The organism is Nocardia puris, from assembly GCF_003315035.1.
Classification (GTDB): domain Bacteria; phylum Actinomycetota; class Actinomycetes; order Mycobacteriales; family Mycobacteriaceae; genus Nocardia; species Nocardia puris.
On record NZ_QNRE01000001.1, the window covers coordinates 114,296 to 137,221 of the forward strand.

The window sequence follows — 22,926 nt, forward strand, 5'->3', positions numbered from 1 at the left end:
CCACTGCTGATACAGCTTTCGGGTCAGATGCCGGAGCGGTCGGGCCGTGGCTCCCTATCGACAGCCGGTTCCCGGTCGGCCCGCGCGCAGTGCTCCGGATAGATCAGCGACAGCACGACGCCGGTCATCGCGGTAGTGACCAACGCCATCACCACCATCAGCGAATACAACTCGGTGTCGAGCACACCCAGCCCCAACCCGACGGTCAGCACGATCAGTTCGGTCAATCCGCGGGTGTTGATCAAGGTGGCGAGCACCGCCGAATGACGCGGCGGAATGCCGTGCACGCGGGCGCCCACATAAGCGCCGATTCCCTTGCCCCCGATGGCCACCAGCAGAATCAGGACCAGTTCCCCGAGCGCCGTCGCGCCGACACCGGAGAGGTCGACTTTCAATCCGGCGACCGCGAAGAACACCGGCAGCAGCAGGAGCGAGGACACCCGCCACACCCACGGCAGCGCCCATTCGCGCACCCGCCGTCCGTATTCGCGCGGCATGGCCGCTCCGAACAGGAACGCGCCGAAGATCAGATGCAGCCCCATCCACTCGGTCACCGCGGCCGAGAGGCCCAGGCCGACAGCGACAGCGATCACCACACCGACGCGGCCGACCCAGGTATCCCCCGCCTGCGCGCGCCGCTCGCCCAGCCTGATCAGCATCGGCCGGAGCACGAACAGCAGGAGCACCGCGAACGGCACGACGAGCATGATCTGCCACAACCCGGTCGCACCGCCGACCAGCGCGGCCACCACCGCGAGCAACGTCCACGCCACCACGTCGTCCAGGGCGGCACAGGTCACCGCCAGCGCGCCGATCGGCGTGCCCAACAGATCACGGTCGGTGAGGATGCGCGCCAGCACCGGAAAGGCCGTGACCGACATCGCGGTTCCCAGAAAAAGAATGAACGCCAACCGATGCTCGGTGGGATGCCGCTGGAACAGATACAGCGCCAGCAGCGCACCGAGCGCGAACGGGAACACGATCGAACTCAGCGCCACGCCCGACGCGATGCGGCCCTGCCCCCGCAGGAGCTTCTGATCCAGCTCCAGCCCGACGAGGAACATGAACACCACCACGCCGATCTCGGCGAGCACGGTGAGCGACGGACGGACCTCCGACGGGAACAGCGACCGGGTGAGCTCGCCGCCGAACAGCGTGGGCCCCAACAGGATTCCCGCGAGGATCTCCCCGATCACCGCCGGCTGCCCGATGCGCCGCACCGCCCAGCCGAGTACTCGGGCCGCCGTGACGATGACGATCACGGCCGCGATCAGGCGCAACAGAGTATCCGGAGCCATCGGCGCCCCTTCGCAGGTCGAGGTGTGAACGCGCGGCGCGGACACCGCATATCGCTAATGATAACGCTTTTCATTAACGCTGGACACACCCGACTCCGATTGCGGGAGACCTGATCAGGCCGAAGGCGGCGCCTCGGACGCGGCGCCGGACTCCCCCGAACACCCCGCGCACACCCCCTGCATACCGATGCGGAACTCCAGGTCGCCGAAGCCGTGCGCGTGCGCGAAGTCCGTCAGGAACCCGATCACCTCGGCCGCGTCGACGGGCTGCGCCCGACCGCATCGCTCGCACAGCGCATGATGCCGATGCCCGCCGGCGGGCGCCCTCCGGAAGCGCCGGACGCCGTCCCCGTCCCACATCGCCATGACCATTCCTTCTTCCACCATGCGGCCGAGGTTGCGATACACCGTGGCCCGGCCGATCCGGACGACTCCGGCGCTCCGGACGCCGCGGAACACGTCCTCGGCCGTGAGCGCACGACCGTTCTCGCCCAGCACGGCAAGGATGGCGTTGCGCCGGACTCCGGCGCCCCGCGAGTACGCGCGCACCTCCCCTCCGCCTCGGATCTCAGCTGTCGGAGGCGGTGCGCGAGGCGCGTGGCGCGGTGGCGGTGTCGGCGTCCGGCTTCGGCGCGGTGTCGGCGCCACGCGGAATGGACAGGCAGGCGAGAGCACCGAGGGCGACCAGTCCGGCCGCGCAGAGCAGGGCGGCACTGTAACCGGCGCTCGCCGCCGCGACGCCGGACTCGTCCGAGCCGCTGGTCACCGAGGCGGCCAGCGTCGCCAGCGCGGCCAGTCCCAGCGAGCCGCCCAGCAGCCGGGAGCTGTTGAGCAGGCCCGAGACCATCCCGGCGTCCTCCTGCGGGACACCGGTCGTCGCCGCCCCGCCCATCGCGACGAAACCGGCGCCGAGCCCCAGGCTCGTCACGATCGACGGCCCGAGGATGTCGGACAGGAACGTGCCGTCCGGACTGCCGAGCGAGAACCAGGCGATGCCGAGCGCGCCGATCAGACCACCGGTCACGAGCAGTGCGCGGGGGCCGAGGCGGGGCAGCAGCTTGGTGGCGATCGCCATCGCCACCGCCGATCCGAGGCAGAAGGGCAGGAACGCCACACCGGTGGCGAGCGCGTCGAAACCGAGCACCTGCTGCATGTGCAAGGACACGAAGAAGAAGCTGGCCAATTGGCCGCCCGTGACGAGCAGCGCGAACACATTGGCCGCGACCACCGCCCGGTGCCGGAACAGATCCAGCCGCATCATCGGATCGATCGCGCGGCGTTCGACCAGGACGAACGCCGCCAGAGCGGCCACACCCGCGACCGCGGGCCCCAGCGTCCACGGCGAACTCCAGCCCTCCAGCTCGGCCATCGACACACCGAACACCAGCGACGCCATACCCGCCGTGACGAGCACCGCCCCGGCGACATCGATCCGGATGCCCATCTGCGGCCGCTGCTCCGGCAGTCGCAGCACGGCCACCGAGCACGCCAGCACGATCGGCACGTTGACGAACATCACCGCACGCCAACCCCAGATCTCGGTCAGCACACCGGAGAGCACCACACCGAGCGCACCGCCGATCAGCGTGGCGCCCGCCCACAACCCGAGCGCCTTCGAACGACCTTGTCCCTCAGGGAAATACACTGTCACCAGCGCCAGGGCGGCCGGAGCCACCAACGCCGCGCCGAAGCCTTGCAAGGCGCGCGCCGCGATCAGCACACCGCCGTTCGGCGCGAGACCGCCCAGCACGCTCGCGATCCCGAACAGGCTCATCCCGATCACCAGGACGTGCCGCCTGCTGAACAGATCGCCGAGCCGCCCGCCGGCCAGCAGAAAACCGCCGTACAGCAGGACGTAGGCCGTGACGACCCAGCTCAGGGCGGCGTCGGAGAGGCCGACGTCGGCCTGGATCGCCGGGAGCGCGACATTGACCAGGGAGAGATCGAGCGAAACGAGGAACTGGATGCCCGCGACGCACGCCAGCACCCAGCCGACACCTCGGGGAAGCTGCGCCGAACGGGACTCGGACGCGGAAGTTTCGGCCACGACAACCTCATTTGTGCAGTGAACAAATGGACGGTGGATAGGCTAACAGAACACAACGCCGAGGTGGAGGGTCCGCATGAGCGCAACCGCATCGAACGCCCGCCGCGACCAGGCGGTCCGGCGCGCGCGTGGGCCGCGCACGGGCGCCGACGAGAGCCCGCTGACCGCGCACGACATCGTCGCCGCGGGCGTGCGGCTCACCGCCGCGCGCGGCCTGGCCGGCTGGTCGACCCGCGACCTCGCCGCGGAGGTCGGGTGCTGGCCGACCGCCATCGTGCACCGCGTCGGGGCCCGCCACGACGTCGAACTCGCGGTGGTCGACGCGATCGTGCGCCAGATCTCGCTGCCCGCACCCGATCTCACCTGGCGACCGTGGTTCACCGCCGTACTCGACGCCCTGCGCGTGACGCTCACGGCGCACCCCGGCGTCGCCCGCTGGCTCGGCATCGCCGCGCCGCTGGTCCCCTCCGTGATCACCCTGATCGACACCGGAGTGGCGAAGCTCGCCGACGCGGGACTAGGCGACGAAGCGCCCGCCGCGCACATCACCCTCCTCAACACCGCCGTCCACCTGATCGCCGCCGAAGACGAACGCGACGCCGACCCGAAACTGCTCGCCTCCCTCGGCGAAAGCCTTGTCGCCCTGCGGGATTCCCCCGACCACCCGGGGGCCGCGCGCATGGCCGCCGCGCTCACCGGCGGCTTCCATCGCGACGAGATCTACCGCTACTGCGTCGATCGCGCCCTGGACGGTGTCGCGACGCGCATCGCGGCCGTGGGATCGTTCCCCGGACGAGCGGACGGACCCGAGCCGCCGGTCCGCGCGTAGGCGGCAGGGGTCGCCGGCGCGGGCGTTCCGCGATCGACGGTCTACGGCGCCGGATTCCGGCGGAGTGGGCGCCGGACCGGAATCGGATTCGATCAGCGCCCCGCAGCGGCAGACTTCCGACGCAGCCTCGGGGCCGGCTTCTGGCTCGCTGGTGCCATGTCGCACAACGTTGGGGGTAGTCCGGCCGCCGGATCTTGGAGCCGACTGCGAGGTCGCGTATCGGTCCGGTGCTGTTGCGCCAGCGGACGTAATCGCCGATCGCGGCGTCTTGTTCTCCTGGCGGTGGTGGCCGGTGCCATCGAGGGCGAAGTACCGCAGCGCGGCGAACTCGCAAATGAACCTGAATCCCCCGGCGACTCCATGAAACCGGGGGAAGACCATCTCCGGACGTGCCGGGGGATTCATCACCGCCACAGGCGTTTCGCGTTGTTCCGGCCTGATGGGCGTGCCATTGGGCCCTGACCGCCAGGATAGGCTTGGGGGATGACAGGTGCTGGAGTGGATCTCGGGCAGTTGTTCGATGTCGGCCTGTTCGCCATCGATGACGAGCAACGCCGGCTGATGGAGACCGCCCGCGCCGAGTTCGTCACACATGGATTCCGTCGAACGTCGGTCGGTGATATCGCACGCAGCGCGAAGGTGTCCCGGCAAACGGTGTACCGACGGCTCGGCGACAAAGAAGACATCGTCCGCACCGTGACCGTCAACGAGGTCGTCACGTTCTTCACCGCGATCAGCGAGCAAGTGCTCGCCCACGATACCCCGGCCGATCGTGCCGTGGAGGCTTTCGCACTCGGGGTACGCGAGTGCAGAACGAATCCATTGATGGCGGCGTTGCGGCAGTTCGAGCCGGATACGCTGCTGTCACTGCTCGCTGATCAGGCGTCGGCTCTCGAACCGGTCCGCGCACTGATCGCGATCGCGATCGTTGCCGACGACATGCCGATGGACGCCGCGCTACGCGCCGCCGATCTCATGCTGCGGCTGACGGCCTCGCTGCTGATGGTGCCCTCGGAGATGGTACCGATCGAGACGGATGAACAGGCCAGAAGGTTCGCCGCGACCTACTTCACGCCGCTTATCGAGGCAGCCAAGTCCGATCAGTGCTGACCGCCGGCCCAGCGGGGCTCGACACCGCCTCGGACTGCTCAGCGAACTGCGATCCGCAGACGCACACCGGCGCCGTCGCCCGACATCGCCAGTGCTCGCGATATCAGGTCACTCAGATCTACGCGTGACACGGCCGTCGTCGCCGTCGAAGCCAGCGGCTCGAATACCGGTAGTAAGGAACGCAATTCGGGTCCTAGTACGTCGAGCTCGTCCGAGAGTCCTTCCAGGAACGGCACCAACCCGGTGCCGGTGCGATAGGTCTCGGGGAAACCATCGCCCCGCATGAGGTGTTCGAGATGTTCGACGACCTCGCGCACTCGTTCGCCGAACTGGTCCCAGTATGGTCCACCCTCGATCATGCTGTGCGCGACCGGGTCCAGCGTCATACCGACTTCCTGTATGTCGGTGAGCAGACCGCGCAGTTGCGGCAGTCGGCTCAACAGGGTCGCGGCTAGCAACTCCCCCGCGTAACCGATGCGCGGAAGCAGATCCTCGATTTCGCGCATCCCGTCGAGCACGGTGGTGGTGAGGTCGCGTAGCTGTGTGGGCTCGAGTTGATCGAGCAATCCGCTGATGACCGTGGCCATCTGAGCGATGGACAGCGGCGGCGACACGCGATCGGCATCAACCTGTTGTCCGTCGCGCAGGTACGGGCCGCCGACCGCTTCGGGGATGAACTCGAGATAGGGCTCCCCCACCGCGGAGAGTGCCTCGATGCGCGCGGTGCTATCGACCGGGATGCGGTAGCGCTCGGCGACCCGCAACCGCACTTCTACTCCGTTGACGAGATTGTCTACCGCCACCACCTGGCCGACCTCGATCCCCGACATCAACACCGGCGAACCCGAAAGCAGACCACCGGAATCGGGTGCGGCCATGGTGACTGTCATGTATTGCCGGAACCAGTCCACGCGCACCACCCCGAACGCCAGATAGGCCGCACCGAGTACGAATATTGCGAGAATCGCGCCCAGTGAGAGCACGGGACCCGGCTTCACCGGACGACCCCGATCATGCGGAGCGCGGAGACGAGCACATCCAGTCCTTCCTCTCGCGACAGTACGTCGGGGGGGCGCCCCTCGACCTGGACGCCGGTGACCGCCACTACGGGGCCGCGTTCGATGAACGGCAGCACTCGGTTCTCCAGCAGATCGATCAGCAGCCGCACGTTGGCCGGCACCGACAGATCCACCGACGCCGCGCCGAGCACCATCGGGAGGAACGCGCCGGCGGCCTCGTCCCCGGCCGCGGCGAGCGGCGCCAGCCACGTCACGGCATCGGCGACGTTGTCGAGTTCGCCGAGAATGCCGAGCAGCCGGGCCAGTGAGCCGGTCGCTGCGGCAACCTGGCCGGCACCCGGCTCGGAAAGCAGTTCGCGCAACACTTCGGCGTTGGCGAGGATGACCTCGGTATCGGCGACGGCCGCCGCGGCGAACGCATCGAGGCGGTCGAGGTTGCCCGCCAGGTCTGTCAGGTTCGCCGTAATGGTCTCGGCGATCCGACCGGTCTCACGCCGGTCCCGCGGCAGGGCGCTGTTCACGCGGTGCACGATGTCCTGCATGGTGAGCAGGGCGCCACCGTTGGTGAAGGTCGCCAGACCGGCGAGGGTGTCTTCGATCGACAGGGGCGGCTCGGTATCGGCTATCGGGATCGTGTCGCCGGGCGATATCAGCGGCCCGACCGCCCCGGCAACGCTGGTGAGCGCGATGTGCATCTCCCCCAGGACAGTATCCTGACGTAGCCGCGCCCTGGTACCGGCGGACAGTTCGACGGTCGCTTCGATATCGAGGTCGGCGACGACGTGGCCCGGCCGGTGAGCGGTAGGGGCCACCACAGTGACACCGGCGAGGGTACCGATTTCGGCGCCGTCAGCCATGACCTTGGCCCGAGCCGGCAGGTTCAGGACGTCGCCGAACTCGATATGGATGCGGTACGTCGGTCCGGCGATTCCGGTGCCGGGCACCGGAATCGCCGCCGGATCGAATCCGCACCCGGCAACGATCGTCAGGGCGGCCAGCACGGTGGTCCACAGGCATGCGCGCGGTGGTCGGCGTGTCATCGGGCGCTCACCAGCATCGTCAGTAGATCGGCCAGGGTGACCGGCGCGCCCGGCGCGCAGACAGGCCCGTGAACAACCCCGCCGCCGCACAGGGCGTCGGGCGCCGAGGCAGGCAGGGCCACGGTCGGGGACCGATAGGTGAGCACGACTTCGCCGGTCGCCGGATCGGTGACGCGGTCGAACGCCTGGATCAGGGCGGGGACGAGTTCGGTCGAGGCGCGCAACGATTCCGCGTGCCCGGCGACAAGGCGCAGCGCCGGGACGGTTGCGCCCAGCCCGCCGAGAATCGCGTCTCCGTACAGTGTCGTGATCTCGTTGGCCATCGGAAGCAGGACAGCGAGGCTGTCGATCAGTCCCGAGAGCCGAGCGAAGATCTCGTTGTTGATTTGGTCGAAGACCCCGGGGAAGCGTGTCAGCACCGAGGTCAGCTCCTCCCAATTGGCCGATACGCTCGCCGACAGTGAACTGAGTGCGTCGATAAGCGATCCGACCGTGGCCACCGACGTCTCCGGCGCGTCGGCCAGTTCCCCCAACTGGGTGATCAGGCGTTCGAATTCGGGACCCGTTCCCGCCGCCGCAGCGTGCACTGCCGCCAGCGCATCGCCGACCACGTTCGGCCCTCCGGGAGTCCCGCCGAGTTCGCCCACGAGGTCCGAGGCGGCCTGCATCGTGCGGGAGATGCTCAGGGGCGTCAGTGTCCGCGCGATGCACCGGTCGGAATCCCATTCGGTCCCGCCAGGGGAATCGGACAGCACAGCCAATCTACGGTCGGCGGTCAAGGTATCGGCCACTGTGGTCGCGCCGACCTCACCGCGCAGCGGTCGCTCGGCATCGACGGTGAAATCGACACGAACGCCGGCACCTTCGTGCGCGACCCCGGTGACGGTCCCGACAACGAGGCCGCGCAGGGTGACATGGCTGCCCGGGTACAGGCCGATCGCATCCGGCATCGTCGCGCAGTACGAACGCATCGGCTGCACCGGTCCGGTGACCACGACATATCCCACAACTGCTGCCACCGCGGCGACCACAGCGCCCACCAGCGTGACGAACCCCTTGGAGCCGACGAAGCCGTGCACCGTCAGCACCCCCTTCCGGCCACCGGGACGCAGATGCCCGCGGGGTCGGCCACCTGGTCGGCGAATCGAGCCACTCGCAGACCTAGATCGTGCAGGCCGACGATGCTCACATCGAGGCGCCTGCCGAGTTCCTGGAGGTCGGGCATCGCAGCGGCGAGTTCTTCGACCAGCGGCTGCAATGTGCCCCGGTATGCGGGTTCCAGCGCCGCGATACGCGACAGGAGTCGGATCGTCAGCGGTAGAGCGGCGTTGATCTCGTCGCGCTTATCGATGAGGATCGTCTCTACCTCGCCGATGCGCGCAACCAATCGGCCGATGACCGATTTCGCCGAGTCGAGCATGCCGATGTATTCGTCGGCCATCGCCAGCGCGGCCGTGACATCCTCGCGTTGCCGGTTCAACACCTCCGTGAGCGCACTCGCCGCGTCCAATACCCGCCGCAGTCCGTCCGGGTTGTCGCCGAGCGCACCGGACAACGTGGTGAGGCTCCGTCGCAACGCGCTCGCGTCGAGATCGGCGACCGGCGCCTGCGCATCCTGGAAAACTCGGATGAGGCTGTAGGGCAGGCGGATTCTCTCCGGAGGGATCGCCCCGTCACCCAACGGAGCATCGCCTGCGGGAAGCACGGCGACGTAGTGACCGCCGATTGCGGTGAGCATGCGCACCTCGAGCGAACTCGCGTCTCCGAGCGTCGTTCCATCGTCGACAGTGAAGCTCATCCGAACGTGTTCGTCGTCCATCCGCAGCGCGGTGACCTCACCGACCGGGATTCCCGCGATGCGTACGTCGTCGCCCACCCGGATTGCTCCGGCGTCCGGCAGCAGGGCGGTGTAGGTCGTTTTACCCCACGGCAGTATGTATACCGCCGCGCACAGCGCAAGCAATGCCGCCACCGCGAGTCCGCCGAGCAGTCCCGAACGCAACTCACGCCGATCCGGTGTCGAGACCGCCCACCACCGGGCCGGGAACCGCGACCGGTGCCATTCGAATCGCCCAGTCATCGCTTGCATATCGAAATCCTTTGCCCACCGATGAGTATCGCCAATGGTTCGGGGACCTCGGCGGGTCCGTGACCGCAAACCGACAACGCCTCCGGGACCGGTACCGCCGCCCCGAGCGACTGCAGCAGTGCGGGTATGCGCGCCAGCAGATCGCGGGTCGCGGCCGGGTCGGGGATGAGCTCGCGCAGTCGCCGATCGAACTCGTCTGCGCGCTCCGGCGCCAATCCCACCGACGCGGCCAGCCGGTCGAGCGGCTCGAACAGAGAGGGAATCCTCTCGGAGTACTCCACGACCCCGTCGAGTTCTCCCTCGAGAACGGTGAATACGTCGGCCAACGCGGTGAACAACGTCACCGTATGCGGCGAGCGCCCGACCAGCTGATCGGAAAGCAGTCGTAGATTCCGCAACAGTGTCGACAGCACGGCCTGCTGATCGACCGCGTAGCCGCTCAGCTCCTCGACGGCCTCGAGCGCGGGGCCGATCCGCGCCTCGTCCCCGTCGAACAGCGCCAGCATGTTCTCGGCGAACCTGTTGACCGCCTCGGGCGACATCCTGGTGAGCACGGGCTGTAAACCGTTGAACAATGCGGTGATATCGAATGAGCCCAGGGTGTGTTCGGTCCCGATGACGGCGCCCTCGGCGAGTTCGACGCCCGGGTGTGCCGGCTGCCGCAGATCCACGAAGCGCTGCCCGGTGAGGTTCTGATACCTGATGGCGGGCACGGTCTCCTCGTAGACCGGATGCTCACGCCGCACGGTGAAGCGCACCTCCGCGAGGTGGTCGCGCAGCCGCACACTGCCGACCTTGCCGACCTGCACCCCCTGCAGGCGCACATCGTCACCGGCGCGCAGCCCGCTCGCATCGGTGAACAATGCTGTGTACGCCCTGGTGTCGCCCGCTACAGGCCGGTCGATCACGGTGATCACTCCGCCGAGCAACGCGGCCATCACCAAGGCGAAGAGCCCGGTCCGCCAGGCGCCCGCGGGTATCCGGGTCATCGCGGCGCTCCCGCCGTGGGTGCCGGTGATCCACCCAGTATGGGCACCAGATCGAGTGCGAGGTCTACGGTCGGCACCGGACCGTCGACGGTATCGATGAAGGCTCCACCGAGACGTTCGATCAGCAAACGCAATTCGGCGCCGGACTGCTGCGGTGCCGAGACGATCCGCGCGACCGCTTGGAGCAATGGCGTGACCAGATCGGCGTAGCCGCCCACTCCGCGGTGTGCGGTGCGGCCGATTCTCGTCAACGCGGGGAACAGTTCGCCGGTGAGGAAGTCCACCGAGCCCTCGAACATTTCCCGGTCGGAACGCAGAACCTCGATCTCACCGAGATTGTGCAACAGGCCGACACCCCCGTCCACCAGTGAACCCAGTCCGTACAGCGCCGAGGTCGCGGGATCGATCAGGGTGGACAACGGCTGCCGCTGGGTATCGGCCATGAGCCGTCCGAGTTCGACTGCCGCCTGCACCATCGGCAACAGCACTGTCAGCTCGTCGGAGGACCGCATCACGAGCTCGGTGAGGTCGGGGGTCAACGCCTCACCGGTAAGCGCGGCGAGCCGGTCGAGCAGGACCCCGACCGAGGCATCGTTGACTCGTCCGGGCGCGGTCAGATCCAGGACCATGCCCTCCCGCAAGGCCGGGCCGCCGGCGCCCCGGCGCAGCACGATCTCGGTGATACCGAAGAAATTGCCCGCCGTGTAGTCGACGGTGAGGTTGCCGGTCAATCCGAGGACTCGATCGCCGTCCAAGACGACGACGATGCCCCGCTGCCGATCCAGTACGTCGATGCGGTCCACAACACCGATGGTGACGCCGTCCAGACGCACGGTTGAACCGGGAGCGATACCGGGCCCGATGTGATCGGTGCGCAACTCGACCCGGATACGACCGTCGGGGAGTTCGCGGTCGACGCGCAGGAGAAGCGCCGAACCCGCGACCACCATCACCACGGTCAGCAGGCCGAGAATCCGTGCACCACGCCGCTGTACGGCGGTTCCGGGCAATCCGTAGACGGGCACGGCGCTCACCCCGTGAACTCGACGGCCGTGTCGATGCCCCACAGCAGCATGGTGGCGAGCATGTCCAGGGCGATGATCGTGACGAAGCTGGCCCGCACCGCACGGCCCGACGCCAACCCGACACCTTCCGGACCGCCGCTGGCGAAAAACCCGTAGTAGGCGTGGATCACGATGGTGACCGTCACGAACAGCAGCACCTTGATCACCGCCGCGATCACGTCCCATCCGCCGACGAACTGGAAGAAGTAGTGGTCATAGACGCCGCGGGACTGGCCGTGCAGCAGGACTACCACGGCGGCGCAGCTGAGGTAGGCCATGATCAGCGCCACCAGAAAGGTCGGCACGATAGCCACCGCCCCCGCGATGACCCTGGTGGTCACCACGAACGGAACCGACCGCAGCCCCATCGATTCCAGCGCGTCGATCTCCTCCGAGATGCGCATCGCGCCGATCTCGGCGGTCATCCGGCATCCCGCCTGCGCCGCGAAACCGATACCTGCCGCGATGGGTGCGAGCTCACGGGTGTTCGCGAAGGACGAGATGATGCCGGTCAACGGTCCCATGCCGAGGATGTCCAGCATGGCGAACGCTTCGACACCGGTGCCGGCGCCCATCACGATGCCCAGCACCACCAGCGTCGGCACCGCACCACCGCCGACGATGAGCGAGCCACGGCCCCAGGTCATATCGGTGATGCAGCGCACGGTCTCACCGCGATACCGGCGTATGGTCAACGGGATCGACGACATCACCTGCCAGCAGAAGGCGACGGCGAAACCGATCGTGTCGATCCACGCCAGCGGCGCGCCGAGGCCGCACCGGTACCTCCGTGTCCATCGGATTCCCTTGGGGGCGTAGCCGCTGGCGGTCATGCCACACGCACCGGCAGGAACATGGTGACCAGCTGCGTCGCGGCTACGTCGACCACCGCGATGGACACGACCGACAGCACAACCGCGCCGTTCACACCGTCGGCGACGCCGCGTGGACCGCCGCGCGCCTCCAGGCCGCGCTGGCAGGCGATTACAGCAACCAGGAAGCCGAACAGCATCGCCTTCCCCAGCGAGATCCAGACATCGGCCAGAACGGTGAAGGAGCCGAACGACAACCAGTACCCACCCGAGGTGACCCCTTGCACAGTCACCGCCATCGCATAGCCAGACGCGATTCCGACCGCCATGATCAGAACGTTCAGCAACGGCGCCACGATGACCGCCGCCACCACACGCGGAACAACCAGGCGCGGGATGGGATCGATTCCCATCACTCTCATCGCATCGATCTCGTCCCGAATGGTCCGCGCGCCCAGATCCGCGGCGATTGCCGATGCGCCCGCACCTGCCAACATCAACCCGGTCGCCAGGGGCGCACCGCGCTTCACCACGCCCAGCCCACCCGCGGCGCCTACCAGTGAATCGGCGCCGAACTGCTGGATGAGGTTGCCCACCTGGACCGAAACGATCACCCCGAACGGGATCGCCATCAGAATGGCGGGGACAGCGGTAACCGTGATCAGGTACCAGCTCTGCTGCCACATCTCCCGCCATTGGAAACGGCGGGTGACCAGGTCAGCGACCGCCACACAGACCGCATGAACCGCAAGCTCCACGGCTCGGCCGAATGTGCGGATCGCACCGAAACCGGTATCGGTGACGGATCGGACCGCAGTGCCGAACAGCGTCGCCTGTTCCGGAGCGCCAGGAGCGGACAGACTCATCGATCTCACTTTCTTTCCCCGGGGACGGTGGCCGTCATCGCTACAGATCCAGCACAAGCCGGGTGAGGCGACCCGGCTCCGCCACACATACGCGAACGCCGAGATACCCACGCTTCGACACCATCCCGACGGGGGGCGATCCCGCAGCGAATTCCGCTGCAACGACCTCGATCTCACAGGAGCCGCAGATACCCGAGCCACACAGCGACCGGACCGGAACCCCCAGGTCGGTGAGAGCCTCCAGAACAGTCGAGTGGCCAGGTACCGTCAAACTCGCACCGGTGCGCCGCAATTCGACGACGAGACCGCCGGGCTCGGGGTGTTCGGGCCCGTCACGGCGGGCCGCTCGCGCACTCACCGGACGGGGCACACGGCGAGGCCGGCGGCGGTTCCGTCGTGTTGGTCGTACGGTGTGCCGTGTACACCGACCCGCGCGGCGAGATGCCTCGTAATCCGGGTGTTCATCCGCCATGCCGGATCGTCGCCATCGGTTCGGCGGCGCATCCGGGAATTCGCACCCGGTATCCGATCGTCAACTCGGCGCAACAACACGTTGGTCCGGGCGACTGCCCCGGTGAGCCACGACCAGGGTTGTACCGGCACCGACCGCAAGACGGGTGCCCGCCAGCAAGGCCCGAACGAGGGGCTCAGTGCTGTAGTACGACATCAACCCCACCACCGGTGCCGCCGCGGCCATCCGCATCCGGGCACGCGGGCCCGGATGCTCCAGCGACGCGGTAGCCGCCTTGGCCATTCCATCGGTCCACTCCGGCGCGGAACCCGCTGTGGCGACCATGTAATCCGACATTTCCATGGCTTCGAGCGCATTGGCGGGAATCAGTTCCTCGGCTACGCCGAACACGGAGGCGATATACGCCCAGTAATGCGCTACGGCGTCGAAGTCGGCCATGATGTGGCGGCGGCCGTGAACGTGATCGAAGCACATCGGTGAGATCCCGAAGGTGACCGCCGCACCCATCATGGTCGCGTTGGAGATCGGGTTCCCGTGAGAGGCGAAATGCTGGTCGCCCCAAACCTTCCTGAGTCCCGCACGCACTTGAGCGTGCATGAGGCGCACCCGTACGGTGTCCTTGAACACCGGGGACCACCGCGCCAAACCGTCGGGTCTGGTTACGTTCCAGAACCATGTCGCGGTCTCGAGACTTCGACGGTAGGGATCGTTGACGAATCGGCCCGTCGCACCGGTCGCCGAAGCGACCTCGGCACCGACGAAGGTACCCATGAAGTCCTGGACACCCATGGCCAGTTTGCCGGAGGTGGACACGTTGATCCACAGGCGCCGACCGTGCTCCCACAGCTGCGGGTCGTACCACGACGGCGGTGTGTCGAGCTGGTCGAACAACGCGACCAACTCGGCGGGCGGGTCGTCGACGGCGTCGATTCCGTGGTCGAGTGCCGTCTCCAGCATGCGCCTGCCACGGGCCGTGCCGATCCGCCCGAATGCCTCTACCACCCCGTCCATCTGCTCGTCCCCCTGCCACAGGTGATCCGCCATCAGACGGGTACGCGGCGTGTCGACCGGCTCCGGACGGACATTTATCCAGGGCGAGAGCATCTTTCGGCGCGCTTCCCACCAGAGCTCGGACGGGATGGCGCGAGGCGGCGCGGGACGCAGCGGTTTTCCGGGCCGATAGTAGTAGTCGAACGGATGTTTCTGCGAGGCAATGACGGCGGAGCCGTCCTCGTCGGTCTGCCGCATCGTCAAAATCCTGTCAGTTGCCTGAGCTTGGTCGTGGTGTCCGTGCCGAAATCCGCATGGACCGGGCAGTAGTGCCGCGGGTCGTCGCGGTGCTCGGGTGCGGGCCAGAAGAGTTTCGGCGACTCCGGTGGCGCCAGCGTGGCCGGCCGTTTACCCGCCGCACGCCGCCGCGCCGCTCGGATTCGCGGGAAGAAATACCTGAGGGCATCCGGAGTCAGTGCGTCCATCACGGTGAAGATCCGGCATATCGCCCGGAACTGCCGCTCCTGCCGCGCCGTCCAGGTGAATCCCATAGTTCTACGGATGGCGGGATCACACAACCCGATCGTGAAGAAGTGATAGAACCGCGCTCCCGGAGGTCTGATCACCTTCTCCCACAAGGGTTTCGGAATCCAACGTACGATCGGGAAGATGGGCACGGGCGCCGTCTCGGCGAGGTGCCATACATCCCATGCAGCCGTGGTCGGTTCGAGGACGTTCTCGCACATGTCGTCCCAGTAACGCTGGAATTCCTCCCAGGTCTTGGGCACCACGCGCATGCTCATCCCGTACATCTCGTACCACTGATACTGCTCTCGCCACAGCTGTTCCTTCTGCGCATCGGTGAGTCCGCCCATCAGCAGATCTCCCGCGCGAAGCGTCTCCATGAAGAACACGGCGTGCGCCCAGTAGAAGGTGCCGGGCTCCAACGCGCTGTAACGCCGCCCCTGCGCGTCGGTTCCTTTGATGCTCCGGTGGTAGTCGACGATTTCGCGCGCCGTCTGCCGGGCCCTCGGCCCGTCGAAGATCACGCCGACGATCGGATAGGCCGAGCGAAAGACCCGCTGATAGAACTCGTCCTGGATACGGGAGTGGAACTCCACCCCCGCCCCGAGCCCTGGGTGCATGTTCTGCACCATGCCGAGAAACAGCCCGGTAGGGGCGAAGTAGAGGGACCCGAAGATCTTCCAAGTCAGCGAATCAGGGCCGAGAGGTACCGGCTCACTCGGCGGTTCAGCAACTGAGCCATGTGACAACATGACAGAAGTGTGACATGGTAACTCTTGCCACCGCAAGGGGCATCTTCCGCCAGTCAATCCTGGCGGACACGGGAGAGGTATGCGATCCATGCAACTATCTAGCAATTCATTGGCAATCTGCGAGGGATCCGGGGCCTGCCGTGGAGACGGATCGAACACCGGCGTTTCGCGGATCGCGGAGTTACCGTGAACGGCGATGCGGGCAAGGCCCTCGACCACACACCCGAGGACGAGCCGACCGCCGAGAACGGTTCGGATCCCACGGATTCCACGGTCAGCGCTCTGCGTCAAGGTCGGCCGTCGATCTCGGACCGCCCCCGCGCGGCCGTTTCGCTACAACTGTCGAGCATCGTCGCAGGCGCAGCGATCGCCATCCTGATCGGCGCGGTCGGCGTTCTGTCGGTCATCCTCTGGACAACACGCAGCGACGTCGCCGCGACTCGCGCCGGAATCGACAACGGTCGGCGCGCCGAACAAATCGCCACCGACTATGCCGTCGGCGCGTCCAACATCAACTTTCAAGAAGCCAACGTCTGGCTGGAGAAGCTCAAGGCCAACACCACCCCGCAATTGGCCAGCAAGTTCGACGCTACGACCCCCGCGCTACACGAGATCCTCGTGCCCCTGCGGTGGACCTCCACCGCGACACCGATCGCTGCCAAAGTCACGTCCGAGTCCGGTGGCATCTACACCGTCCACGTCTTCCTCGACGTCACCTCCACGAACGCTCGAACCCCCGACGGCGCCAGGACCACCGTCACCTACACCGTCGCCGTCGACACGAACTCCGACTGGAAGATCACCGATGTCAGCGGACTCGGCGGACCACTGCCCGCCAACTGACGGAAAACTCGGAGAACTCGAGGACCGTTCACTTGCGGTATCCTCGGTCGCCGCGGTGCAGACCGGCTTCGACACTTTGGCGATCTTGTCCCCGATCCTGGCGGCCGCGGTAGCGGAAACCGTTGCGCAGCAGGTGGATTATGCAGGTTTGGCTGATCGTTTCGACCGGCCTCCGACATGCCCTGAGACCGTCGCGGACCAACATCGACACGTCACGATGCCACAGTTGCGCAACTCGGTGAACGCGTGCGGGCCGGCCGACCCCATCCGCTCGCCCGTACCGGCCTCCACCCCCTTCGGCTCCCAGACAGGAGAACTCGTGCCGGTCGACTCACCGAGCATGAGCACATACGCGCAGCAGAAATGCTGTCGTCAGGTGACTGAAGTAACGTGCCTCCACATGAGTGATCTGTTGGGTAAGAGTGCGCTGGTGAGTGGGGCGAGCCGGGGGATCGGGAAGGCGGTGGCGGCGGAGCTGCTGCGGCGCGGGGCGAATGTGGTGATCACCGCGCGCAAGCCGGAGCCGTTGGAGGAGGCGGCGGGCGAGCTGCGGGCGCTGGGGCATCAGGGCGAGGTCGTCACGGTGGCCGGGAATTCCGGGGACGCGGAGAGCCGGGCGGCGGCGGTCGGGCGGGCGGTGTCGGAGTTCGGATCGCTCGACATCCTGATCAATAACACCGGGATCAATCCGGTGTACGGGTCGCTGATGGACGCCGATCTGGACGCGGTGCGCAAGATCTTCGACGTGAACGTCGTCGCGGCGCTCGGGTACATCCAGGAGGCGTACAAGGCGTGGATGCGGGACAACGGCGGCGCGATCGTGAACGTGGCCAGCGTCGCCGGCATCCGCTCCACCGGCCTGATCGCCGCCTACGGCGCCTCGAAGGCCGCGCTCATCCGGCTCACCGACGAACTGGCCTGGCAGCTGGGCCCGAACATCCGGGTGAACGCGGTCGCGCCCGGCGTGGTGAAGACGAAGTTCGCGGGCGCGCTGTACGAGGCGGGCGAGGAGCAGGCGGCGTCGGTGTATCCGATGAAGCGGCTCGGCGCGCCCGAGGATGTGGCGAAATTGATCGGCTTCCTGGTCTCCGACGAGGCCGCGTGGATCACCGGCGAAACCGTGCGCGTCGACGGCGGGCTGCTCTCCACCGGCGGCATCTGATCTGTCCGACGGCGCGGCACCCGGCCGCGCCGCCGGTGCGGCTCAGCGGAACAGCAAGGCGCCCTTGATATCCGCGTGCCGGTAGCCCAGGTAGCGCTGGACGGTCTCGGACGGGAAGCCGGGGGCGCCGGTGGCCAGGGTCATCACGACGTACCGGTCCACGTTCTCGATCGACCAGGAGTTGGTCGCGGCGCCGGCGAGGTAGCTGCCGTCGCGGAGCCGCAGCTCCTCGGTGCGCAGGCGGGACACGGCTTCGGCGGCCTCGTCGTCACCGCGCATGGTGACGACGAACTGGGTGAGCATCACGTTCCCGTTCTCGGTGCGGAACGCGGCCTCGGTCGCGAACTCGCAGCCGAGTCCGGTGAGGGTGCCCGCCGTCTCGATCTCGGCGCAGTTTTCGTGGTCGACTCCGTCGACGTATTCGGCGTGCAGTTCCACGCCGCCGAACCGGAAGTCCCAGTCGTGGCCGAACTCGGACAGGGTGTAGTGCGCGGGTGCGTCGGGTTCGGTGGGCAGCGTGATGCCGGGGCGGTCCGCCGCCTGCCGGAGACGGTCGGGCACATACCACAGCAGCACACCCGATCCGATGATGAGCGCGAGCACCGCGACCACCGCCCGCACCAGGCACCCGTTCGGCGCCTTTCGTCGCGCTCGACGCTTGGGCGGCTGCTCCGAGCCGTAGCCCGACTCCAGTGGCGGAATCTCCCACGCCGACTGCGCCGGCCCCTGCGGCCGGACACCGTACTGCGGCGGCTGCCCCCACCCTTGCGGTTGACCCCAACCCTGCGGCTGTCCCTGACCGTGCGCCGGGGAACCGTTGCCGAACACCATCAGACCTCCCCATCGGGCAAACCAACCGCCACCCGGCCGATTCGCGCCCTCGCACCTTACCCGTCCAGATGCGCCGATCCGCCCCGGAGCTAGGCTCCCCGTCGAGCGATTCGAGGAGAGGCCATGGGTGCGGAGGTGGTGGTCTGCGGGCTCGGGCCTGCGGGGCGGGCGCTCGCGCATCGGTGTGTGGTGCGGGGGATGGCCGTCACCGCGATCGATCCGGCGCCGGAGCGGCCGTGGGTGGCGACGTATGGGGCGTGGGCTGATGAGCTGCCGGAGTGGTTGCCGGCCGGTGCTGTCGCGGCGAGCGTGACACGCCCGGCCGCGTGGGCCGAAACGCGGCATGCGCTCGATCGCGCGTACGCGGTGCTGGATTCCGAGGGGTTGCGCTCGGGGCTGGTTATCTCGGGTGCGCGGGTGGTGGCCGAGCGGGTGGTTCGGGTGGAGCGCAACGCCGTCACGCTCGCGTCGGGTGCCGTCGTGACGGGTGAGCGCGTGATCGATGCGCGAGGACTTGCCCGCTCCCCCGCTCGCGCCGAGCAGACGGCTTACGGCATCGTTCTGCGCGCCGCGGACGCGGAGGCATTGTTCATGGACTGGCGCGCCGACAACGGCGCGAATCCCCTTGCGCCCCGGTCGTTTCTCTATGCCATTCCACTCGGGGACGGCGAGTTCCTTTTCGAGGAAACCTGCTTGGCGGGCCGTCCCGCGCTCGGATCGGACGAACTGCGAAACCGATTGCTGCACAGATTGTCTTCTCGCGGAATAGAATTCGATGCGAATACGCGCGTCGAGCGCGTTCGATTTCCGGTGGAAGGCGGCAAACCCGGTCGGGGAAGATTCGGCGCGGCGGGTGGATTCACCCATCCGGCAACGGGTTACAGCGTCGCAGCCGCACTCTCGGCCGCTGACGCGGTCGCGGCGGGCCAGTCGGTCTGGCCGGCTTCCGCACGGGCCGTGCACGCCCTGCGCGCCGCGGGTCTGCGGGCCTTGCTTGCCCTACCACCCGCCGACGTGCCCCAGTTCTTCGAGGCGTTCTTCGAGCTCCCCGCCGAACGGCAACGCGCGTATCTGTCGGGTCGCAGCGACCTGACCGGCACCGTCGCCGCTATGGGCGGACTGTTCCGGAGACTGCCGCCCCGATTGCGCGCGCGAATCGCCGCGACGACCCTCGGGATTCACGTTGGCTCGCCAGCGACCGGCCCTTCGGCCATGATGGAGTGATGGCACGGGCGATATGGAAGGGCTCGATCGCGTTCGGGCTGGTCAATGTTCCGGTCAAGGTGTATACGGCCACCGAGGACCACGACATCAAATTCCATCAGGTGCACGCCAAAGACGGCGGACGGATCAAATACCAGCGGATCTGCTCGATCGACGGCAAACCCGTCGATTACGTGGATATCGCCAAAGCGTACGAATCCCCCGAGGGGGAGACGGTGATCCTGTCCGACGAGGATTTCGCCCGCCTGCCCGCCGCCGAGAAGCACGAGATCCCGGTACTCCAATTCGTGCCGTCCGAACAGATCGACCCGATGCTGTTCGACAAGAGCTACTACCTGGAGCCCGATTCCACCACGCCGAAGGCCTACGTCCTGCTGGCCACCACGCTGGAGCGCATCGACCGCACCGCGCTGGTGCATTTCACGTTGCGCCAGAAGACGCGGCTGGCGGCGCTGCGGGTGCGCGACGGCATGCTCGTGATCCAGACGCTGCTGTGGCCCGACGAGGTGCGCTCGGTCGAATTCGAGTCCCTGCGCGACGCGGCCGAACCGCGCCCGCAGGAGATCGCGATGGCCGAGACCCTGGTCGAGACCATGTCCGACGATTTCGATCCCTCGCTCTACACCGACGAGTACCAGATCGAGCTGAAGAAGATGCTGGACGCGGCCATCGAGGCGGGCGGCACCGTCACCGCCGAACCGGAGGAGAAGCCGGCGGAGATGGACGCCGAGGTGGTGGACCTGGTGGCCGCCCTGCAACGCAGCCTGGAGGCCAGCGGGCGGCGCGGCGCCGAAGCGGAGAAGAAGGCGCCCGCCAAGAAGACCGCCGCGAAGAAGGCTCCGGCGAAGAAAGCCGCGGCCAAGAAGACCACGGCGGCGAAGGCCCCGGCCAAGAAGACCGCTACACGCAAGGGGGCATAGCGCTAGGCGGGCCGCACCATCACGCGGTGACGCAACCGCACCCGGACTCACTCGAACAGCCTCCGCTCGCCCCGCACTCCCGCCGGCTCGCGCGCACCCTCGACCAGACCACTCCCACCACACCGACCGCGATCAACACGAACCCCAGCGGCTCCCACCACGACATGCTCAGCAGCGCGACACCACCGCCGGCGATACCGAGGTCCGCCAGCAGCGGAACGAGGCAGCAGCCGACGCAGATCGCCGCGCCCACGCCGATCGTCGCGAGCCACCGGCGGGGAGTACGGGATTCAGCACCCACAGCGTCCTCCGTCCCGCACGTCGTCGACGTCCATCGGGATCGGGCATTCGGGGCTCGCGCCGCAGACGAGCAGGTCGTCGCAGCCGGCGGCCAGCGCGGCGCTCAGGGTGTCGCGGACCGCCCGCAGATCGGCGAGTTTCGCGTCGATCTCGGCCAGTTTGGCCGCGGCCCGCGCCTGCAATCCGGCATCCGAGCGGCGGCGCGCGCGGGTGACCTCGAGGAGTTCGGCGACTTCGTCGAGGGTGAACCCGAGCCGCTGCGCCGCCTTGATCACCCGCAGCAGCGTCACCGCGTCCTCGGGATACAGGCGGTGGCCGCCCAGCGAGCGGCGCGGCTCGGCCAGCAACCCGCGCCGCTCGTAGTACCGCAACGTCTGCGCGTTCACCCCGGCCGCCGCCGCGAGTTCGCCGGTGCGCAGTCCGGTTTCCGGCCCGTTCACGCCCGCGCCTCCCCCGCGCGGCTCGCCAACCCGTCGAGCACGTCGACGCGCGTGGCGGGCACCTCCACGTCCATGCGCACCGTCCGCGCGCCCGAGGCCGCGAATCGGAACGTGAAGAACGAGCAGCAACCGGATTCGCGCGCCGCGAGATCGCGCGCCGTCGCCTCGGCGGCGCCGTCGAGTTCGAGGCGCAACAGCGTGGGCGCGACCCGGTCCACGCGGCGCACCGAGGTGGCGAACAGCGTGTCGAACTCGGCGAGCCGCACCGGGCGTTCGGGGGTGGGGAGCGTGCACGCGTCGACGTCGGTCCACACCGCGTCCGGGCGCTCTGATCGCGAGGCCATGACCTGTACCTTCCTGCCTGTCGAGGCCGGTGGTGGCCCCGTGATTCGATGCTGAGCCTGTACCCGGGTACCGGATACAACCCCGGATTCGGCACCTCGCGCGCGAGCCTGCGCCCGGCCCCGCCACCAGCTGGCAAACTGTCGGCATGGATGCCGACGTAGCGATCGTCCCGATGGGTCTCGGCCACCTGCGCCAGGTCCTCGATCTCGGCCACCAGGTGTTCGACACCGGCACCAAGCCCTACACGTCGTGGTCGCTCACCAGCGTCGCCGAGCACTTGGACAGTCCGGACAACGCCTGCTGGGTGGCGCTGGATTCCGACCGCGTCGTCGGATTCGTGCTCGGCTCCATGGAATTCGAGTTGCGCGACGACTGGGGCTATCTGGAGTGGATCGCCGTCGCGCCCGATATGCAGGGCCACGGCATCGCGGGACGCCTGGTGGAAGCGTGCTCGGCGGCGCTGTTCGCGCGCGGCGCACGGCGCATCGTCACCGACGTGGAGAGCTCCAACACCGCCTCGGCGACCCTCATGACGCGGCGCGGTTTCCACCCGGCCGCCACCGTCACGCTGTTCGTGCGCCCCAACCCGAACGACCCCGACGCCGCCGACGACGCCGCCCTCCCACCCATCGCCCCCGGCACCAAACGCGACTTGATCCGCCGAGGCCGCCTCGCGGGCGACGGGCGCGGAACTCGCTGAGCTCCGAGTCTGCCGACAAGCCGACGCCGCCCACGACCACCGCGAACCGCCCCGCCGTCCGTGCTCCGACACGCGAACCCAACGCCGCACCGATCGGCCGTCCATCGACCAGCCTCGGCAGGGGACGCCCGACACCGCGGCGGCGCGTACCGGTACCTAGCTCGTCGACATCAACCCTGGTGATCCCACCGGCTCACGCGGCCGATTCACCGCCGCGCCGGAGCATCCACGCCGCACGCCGTCGCCGAATCGGGTCGGT

At 67.9% G+C, this 22,926-nt stretch carries 25 protein-coding genes; 7 read left to right on the forward strand and 18 right to left on the reverse strand.

Annotated elements, in window-relative coordinates:
* Positions 1-23: 23 nt before the first annotated feature.
* The 3 genes from DFR74_RS00455 to DFR74_RS00465 all read right to left on the reverse strand — a co-directional run bounded on the left by DFR74_RS00455 (position 24) and on the right by DFR74_RS00465 (position 3,345).
* Positions 24-1,298 (reverse strand): cation:proton antiporter domain-containing protein, encoded by a 1,275-nt coding sequence (locus tag DFR74_RS00455; RefSeq protein ID WP_067514489.1) that lies wholly within the window; start codon positions 1,296-1,298, stop codon positions 24-26.
* Between the two features lie 114 nt (positions 1,299-1,412).
* Positions 1,413-1,847, reverse strand: a complete 435-nt coding sequence (locus DFR74_RS00460; protein ID WP_067514486.1) for a Fur family transcriptional regulator — start codon at positions 1,845-1,847, stop codon at positions 1,413-1,415.
* 19 nt (positions 1,848-1,866) lie between these two features.
* Positions 1,867-3,345, reverse strand: coding sequence for an MFS transporter (locus DFR74_RS00465; RefSeq protein WP_232331943.1), 1,479 nt, complete (start codon positions 3,343-3,345; stop codon positions 1,867-1,869).
* 76 nt (positions 3,346-3,421) lie between these two features.
* Between DFR74_RS00465 and DFR74_RS00470 the strand changes: the two genes are divergently transcribed.
* Both DFR74_RS00470 and DFR74_RS00475 read left to right on the forward strand, forming a co-directional pair.
* The gene (locus tag DFR74_RS00470) at positions 3,422-4,174 is read left to right on the forward strand and encodes a TetR/AcrR family transcriptional regulator (protein ID WP_113974900.1); all 753 of its coding nucleotides are present in this window, start codon (positions 3,422-3,424) and stop codon (positions 4,172-4,174) included.
* Positions 4,175-4,672: 498 nt separating this feature from the next.
* The gene (locus DFR74_RS00475) at positions 4,673-5,284 is read left to right on the forward strand and encodes a TetR/AcrR family transcriptional regulator (RefSeq protein WP_067509401.1); all 612 of its coding nucleotides are present in this window, start codon (positions 4,673-4,675) and stop codon (positions 5,282-5,284) included.
* A 38-nt stretch (positions 5,285-5,322) separates the two neighbouring features.
* On the opposite strand, the gene DFR74_RS00480 is transcribed toward DFR74_RS00475, so the two are convergent.
* From DFR74_RS00480 to DFR74_RS00530, 11 genes are read right to left on the reverse strand one after another with little or no spacing between them, the layout of a single operon-like run.
* The gene (locus DFR74_RS00480; protein WP_067509403.1) at positions 5,323-6,282 is read right to left on the reverse strand and encodes an MlaD family protein; all 960 of its coding nucleotides are present in this window, start codon (positions 6,280-6,282) and stop codon (positions 5,323-5,325) included.
* Positions 6,279-7,343, reverse strand: coding sequence for an MlaD family protein (locus tag DFR74_RS35780; protein ID WP_170160683.1), 1,065 nt, complete (start codon positions 7,341-7,343; stop codon positions 6,279-6,281). Before DFR74_RS35780 ends, DFR74_RS00480 begins: the two co-directional genes overlap by 4 nt.
* A complete protein-coding gene (locus tag DFR74_RS00490) occupies positions 7,340-8,374 on the reverse strand; it encodes an MlaD family protein (RefSeq protein WP_147265711.1) in 1,035 nt (344 codons plus the stop codon). Before DFR74_RS00490 ends, DFR74_RS35780 begins: the two co-directional genes overlap by 4 nt.
* 50 nt (positions 8,375-8,424) lie before the next feature.
* On the reverse strand, positions 8,425-9,432 hold the full coding sequence (locus DFR74_RS00495) for an MlaD family protein (protein WP_084537674.1): 1,008 nt from the start codon (positions 9,430-9,432) through the stop codon (positions 8,425-8,427).
* Positions 9,420-10,421 (reverse strand): MlaD family protein, encoded by a 1,002-nt coding sequence (locus tag DFR74_RS00500; protein WP_067509411.1) that lies wholly within the window; start codon positions 10,419-10,421, stop codon positions 9,420-9,422. Before DFR74_RS00500 ends, DFR74_RS00495 begins: the two co-directional genes overlap by 13 nt.
* Positions 10,418-11,455, reverse strand: coding sequence for an MlaD family protein (locus DFR74_RS00505; RefSeq protein WP_067509412.1), 1,038 nt, complete (start codon positions 11,453-11,455; stop codon positions 10,418-10,420). Before DFR74_RS00505 ends, DFR74_RS00500 begins: the two co-directional genes overlap by 4 nt.
* Positions 11,452-12,318, reverse strand: coding sequence for an ABC transporter permease (locus DFR74_RS00510; protein WP_067509413.1), 867 nt, complete (start codon positions 12,316-12,318; stop codon positions 11,452-11,454). The genes DFR74_RS00505 and DFR74_RS00510 overlap by 4 nt, the downstream gene beginning before the upstream one ends.
* Positions 12,315-13,163, reverse strand: a complete 849-nt coding sequence (locus tag DFR74_RS00515; RefSeq protein ID WP_067509415.1) for an ABC transporter permease — start codon at positions 13,161-13,163, stop codon at positions 12,315-12,317. Before DFR74_RS00515 ends, DFR74_RS00510 begins: the two co-directional genes overlap by 4 nt.
* A gap of 40 nt (positions 13,164-13,203) precedes the next feature.
* The gene (locus DFR74_RS37890) at positions 13,204-13,635 is read right to left on the reverse strand and encodes a 2Fe-2S iron-sulfur cluster binding domain-containing protein (RefSeq protein ID WP_147265712.1); all 432 of its coding nucleotides are present in this window, start codon (positions 13,633-13,635) and stop codon (positions 13,204-13,206) included.
* Between the two features lie 60 nt (positions 13,636-13,695).
* Positions 13,696-14,883, reverse strand: coding sequence for an oxygenase MpaB family protein (locus DFR74_RS00525; RefSeq protein WP_232331755.1), 1,188 nt, complete (start codon positions 14,881-14,883; stop codon positions 13,696-13,698).
* Positions 14,884-14,885: 2 nt separating this feature from the next.
* Positions 14,886-15,902 (reverse strand): oxygenase MpaB family protein, encoded by a 1,017-nt coding sequence (locus DFR74_RS00530; protein ID WP_067509417.1) that lies wholly within the window; start codon positions 15,900-15,902, stop codon positions 14,886-14,888.
* Between the two features lie 186 nt (positions 15,903-16,088).
* Here DFR74_RS00530 and DFR74_RS00535 point away from each other — a divergent pair, with 186 nt between their 5' ends.
* Both DFR74_RS00535 and DFR74_RS00540 read left to right on the forward strand, forming a co-directional pair.
* Positions 16,089-16,745, forward strand: a complete 657-nt coding sequence (locus tag DFR74_RS00535) for a hypothetical protein (protein ID WP_232331756.1) — start codon at positions 16,089-16,091, stop codon at positions 16,743-16,745.
* 400 nt (positions 16,746-17,145) lie between these two features.
* Positions 17,146-17,907, forward strand: a complete 762-nt coding sequence (locus tag DFR74_RS00540) for an SDR family oxidoreductase (RefSeq protein ID WP_067509419.1) — start codon at positions 17,146-17,148, stop codon at positions 17,905-17,907.
* 42 nt (positions 17,908-17,949) lie between these two features.
* Here the strand turns inward: DFR74_RS00540 and DFR74_RS00545 are convergent, their stop codons facing one another.
* Entirely contained in the window at positions 17,950-18,738 is a 789-nt protein-coding gene (locus DFR74_RS00545) for a hypothetical protein (protein ID WP_147265713.1), read from the reverse strand.
* A gap of 123 nt (positions 18,739-18,861) precedes the next feature.
* On the opposite strand from DFR74_RS00545, the gene DFR74_RS00550 reads away from it, so the two are divergent.
* A complete protein-coding gene (locus tag DFR74_RS00550) occupies positions 18,862-19,962 on the forward strand; it encodes a lycopene cyclase family protein (RefSeq protein WP_084537677.1) in 1,101 nt (366 codons plus the stop codon).
* Positions 19,962-20,882 (forward strand): non-homologous end joining protein Ku, encoded by a 921-nt coding sequence (gene ku / locus DFR74_RS00555; protein ID WP_067509424.1) that lies wholly within the window; start codon positions 19,962-19,964, stop codon positions 20,880-20,882. Before DFR74_RS00550 ends, ku begins: the two co-directional genes overlap by 1 nt.
* Positions 20,883-20,901: 19 nt before the next feature.
* Here the strand turns inward: ku and DFR74_RS00560 are convergent, their stop codons facing one another.
* The 3 genes from DFR74_RS00560 to DFR74_RS36540 are packed head-to-tail and all read right to left on the reverse strand — an operon-like array spanning position 20,902 to position 21,966.
* Positions 20,902-21,183, reverse strand: a complete 282-nt coding sequence (locus DFR74_RS00560) for a hypothetical protein (protein WP_147265714.1) — start codon at positions 21,181-21,183, stop codon at positions 20,902-20,904.
* A complete protein-coding gene (locus tag DFR74_RS36535) occupies positions 21,173-21,622 on the reverse strand; it encodes a MerR family transcriptional regulator (RefSeq protein WP_067509427.1) in 450 nt (149 codons plus the stop codon). The genes DFR74_RS00560 and DFR74_RS36535 overlap by 11 nt, the downstream gene beginning before the upstream one ends.
* Positions 21,619-21,966 carry a hypothetical protein gene (locus DFR74_RS36540; RefSeq protein ID WP_067509429.1) on the reverse strand — a complete coding sequence of 116 codons (348 nt, stop codon included), beginning with the start codon at positions 21,964-21,966 and terminating at the stop codon, positions 21,619-21,621. The genes DFR74_RS36535 and DFR74_RS36540 overlap by 4 nt, the downstream gene beginning before the upstream one ends.
* Before the next feature lie 146 nt (positions 21,967-22,112).
* Here DFR74_RS36540 and DFR74_RS00570 point away from each other — a divergent pair, with 146 nt between their 5' ends.
* Positions 22,113-22,667: a GNAT family N-acetyltransferase gene (locus DFR74_RS00570; RefSeq protein ID WP_067509431.1), complete on the forward strand. Its 555-nt coding sequence runs from the start codon at positions 22,113-22,115 to the stop codon at positions 22,665-22,667.
* Positions 22,668-22,926 lie beyond the last annotated feature (259 nt).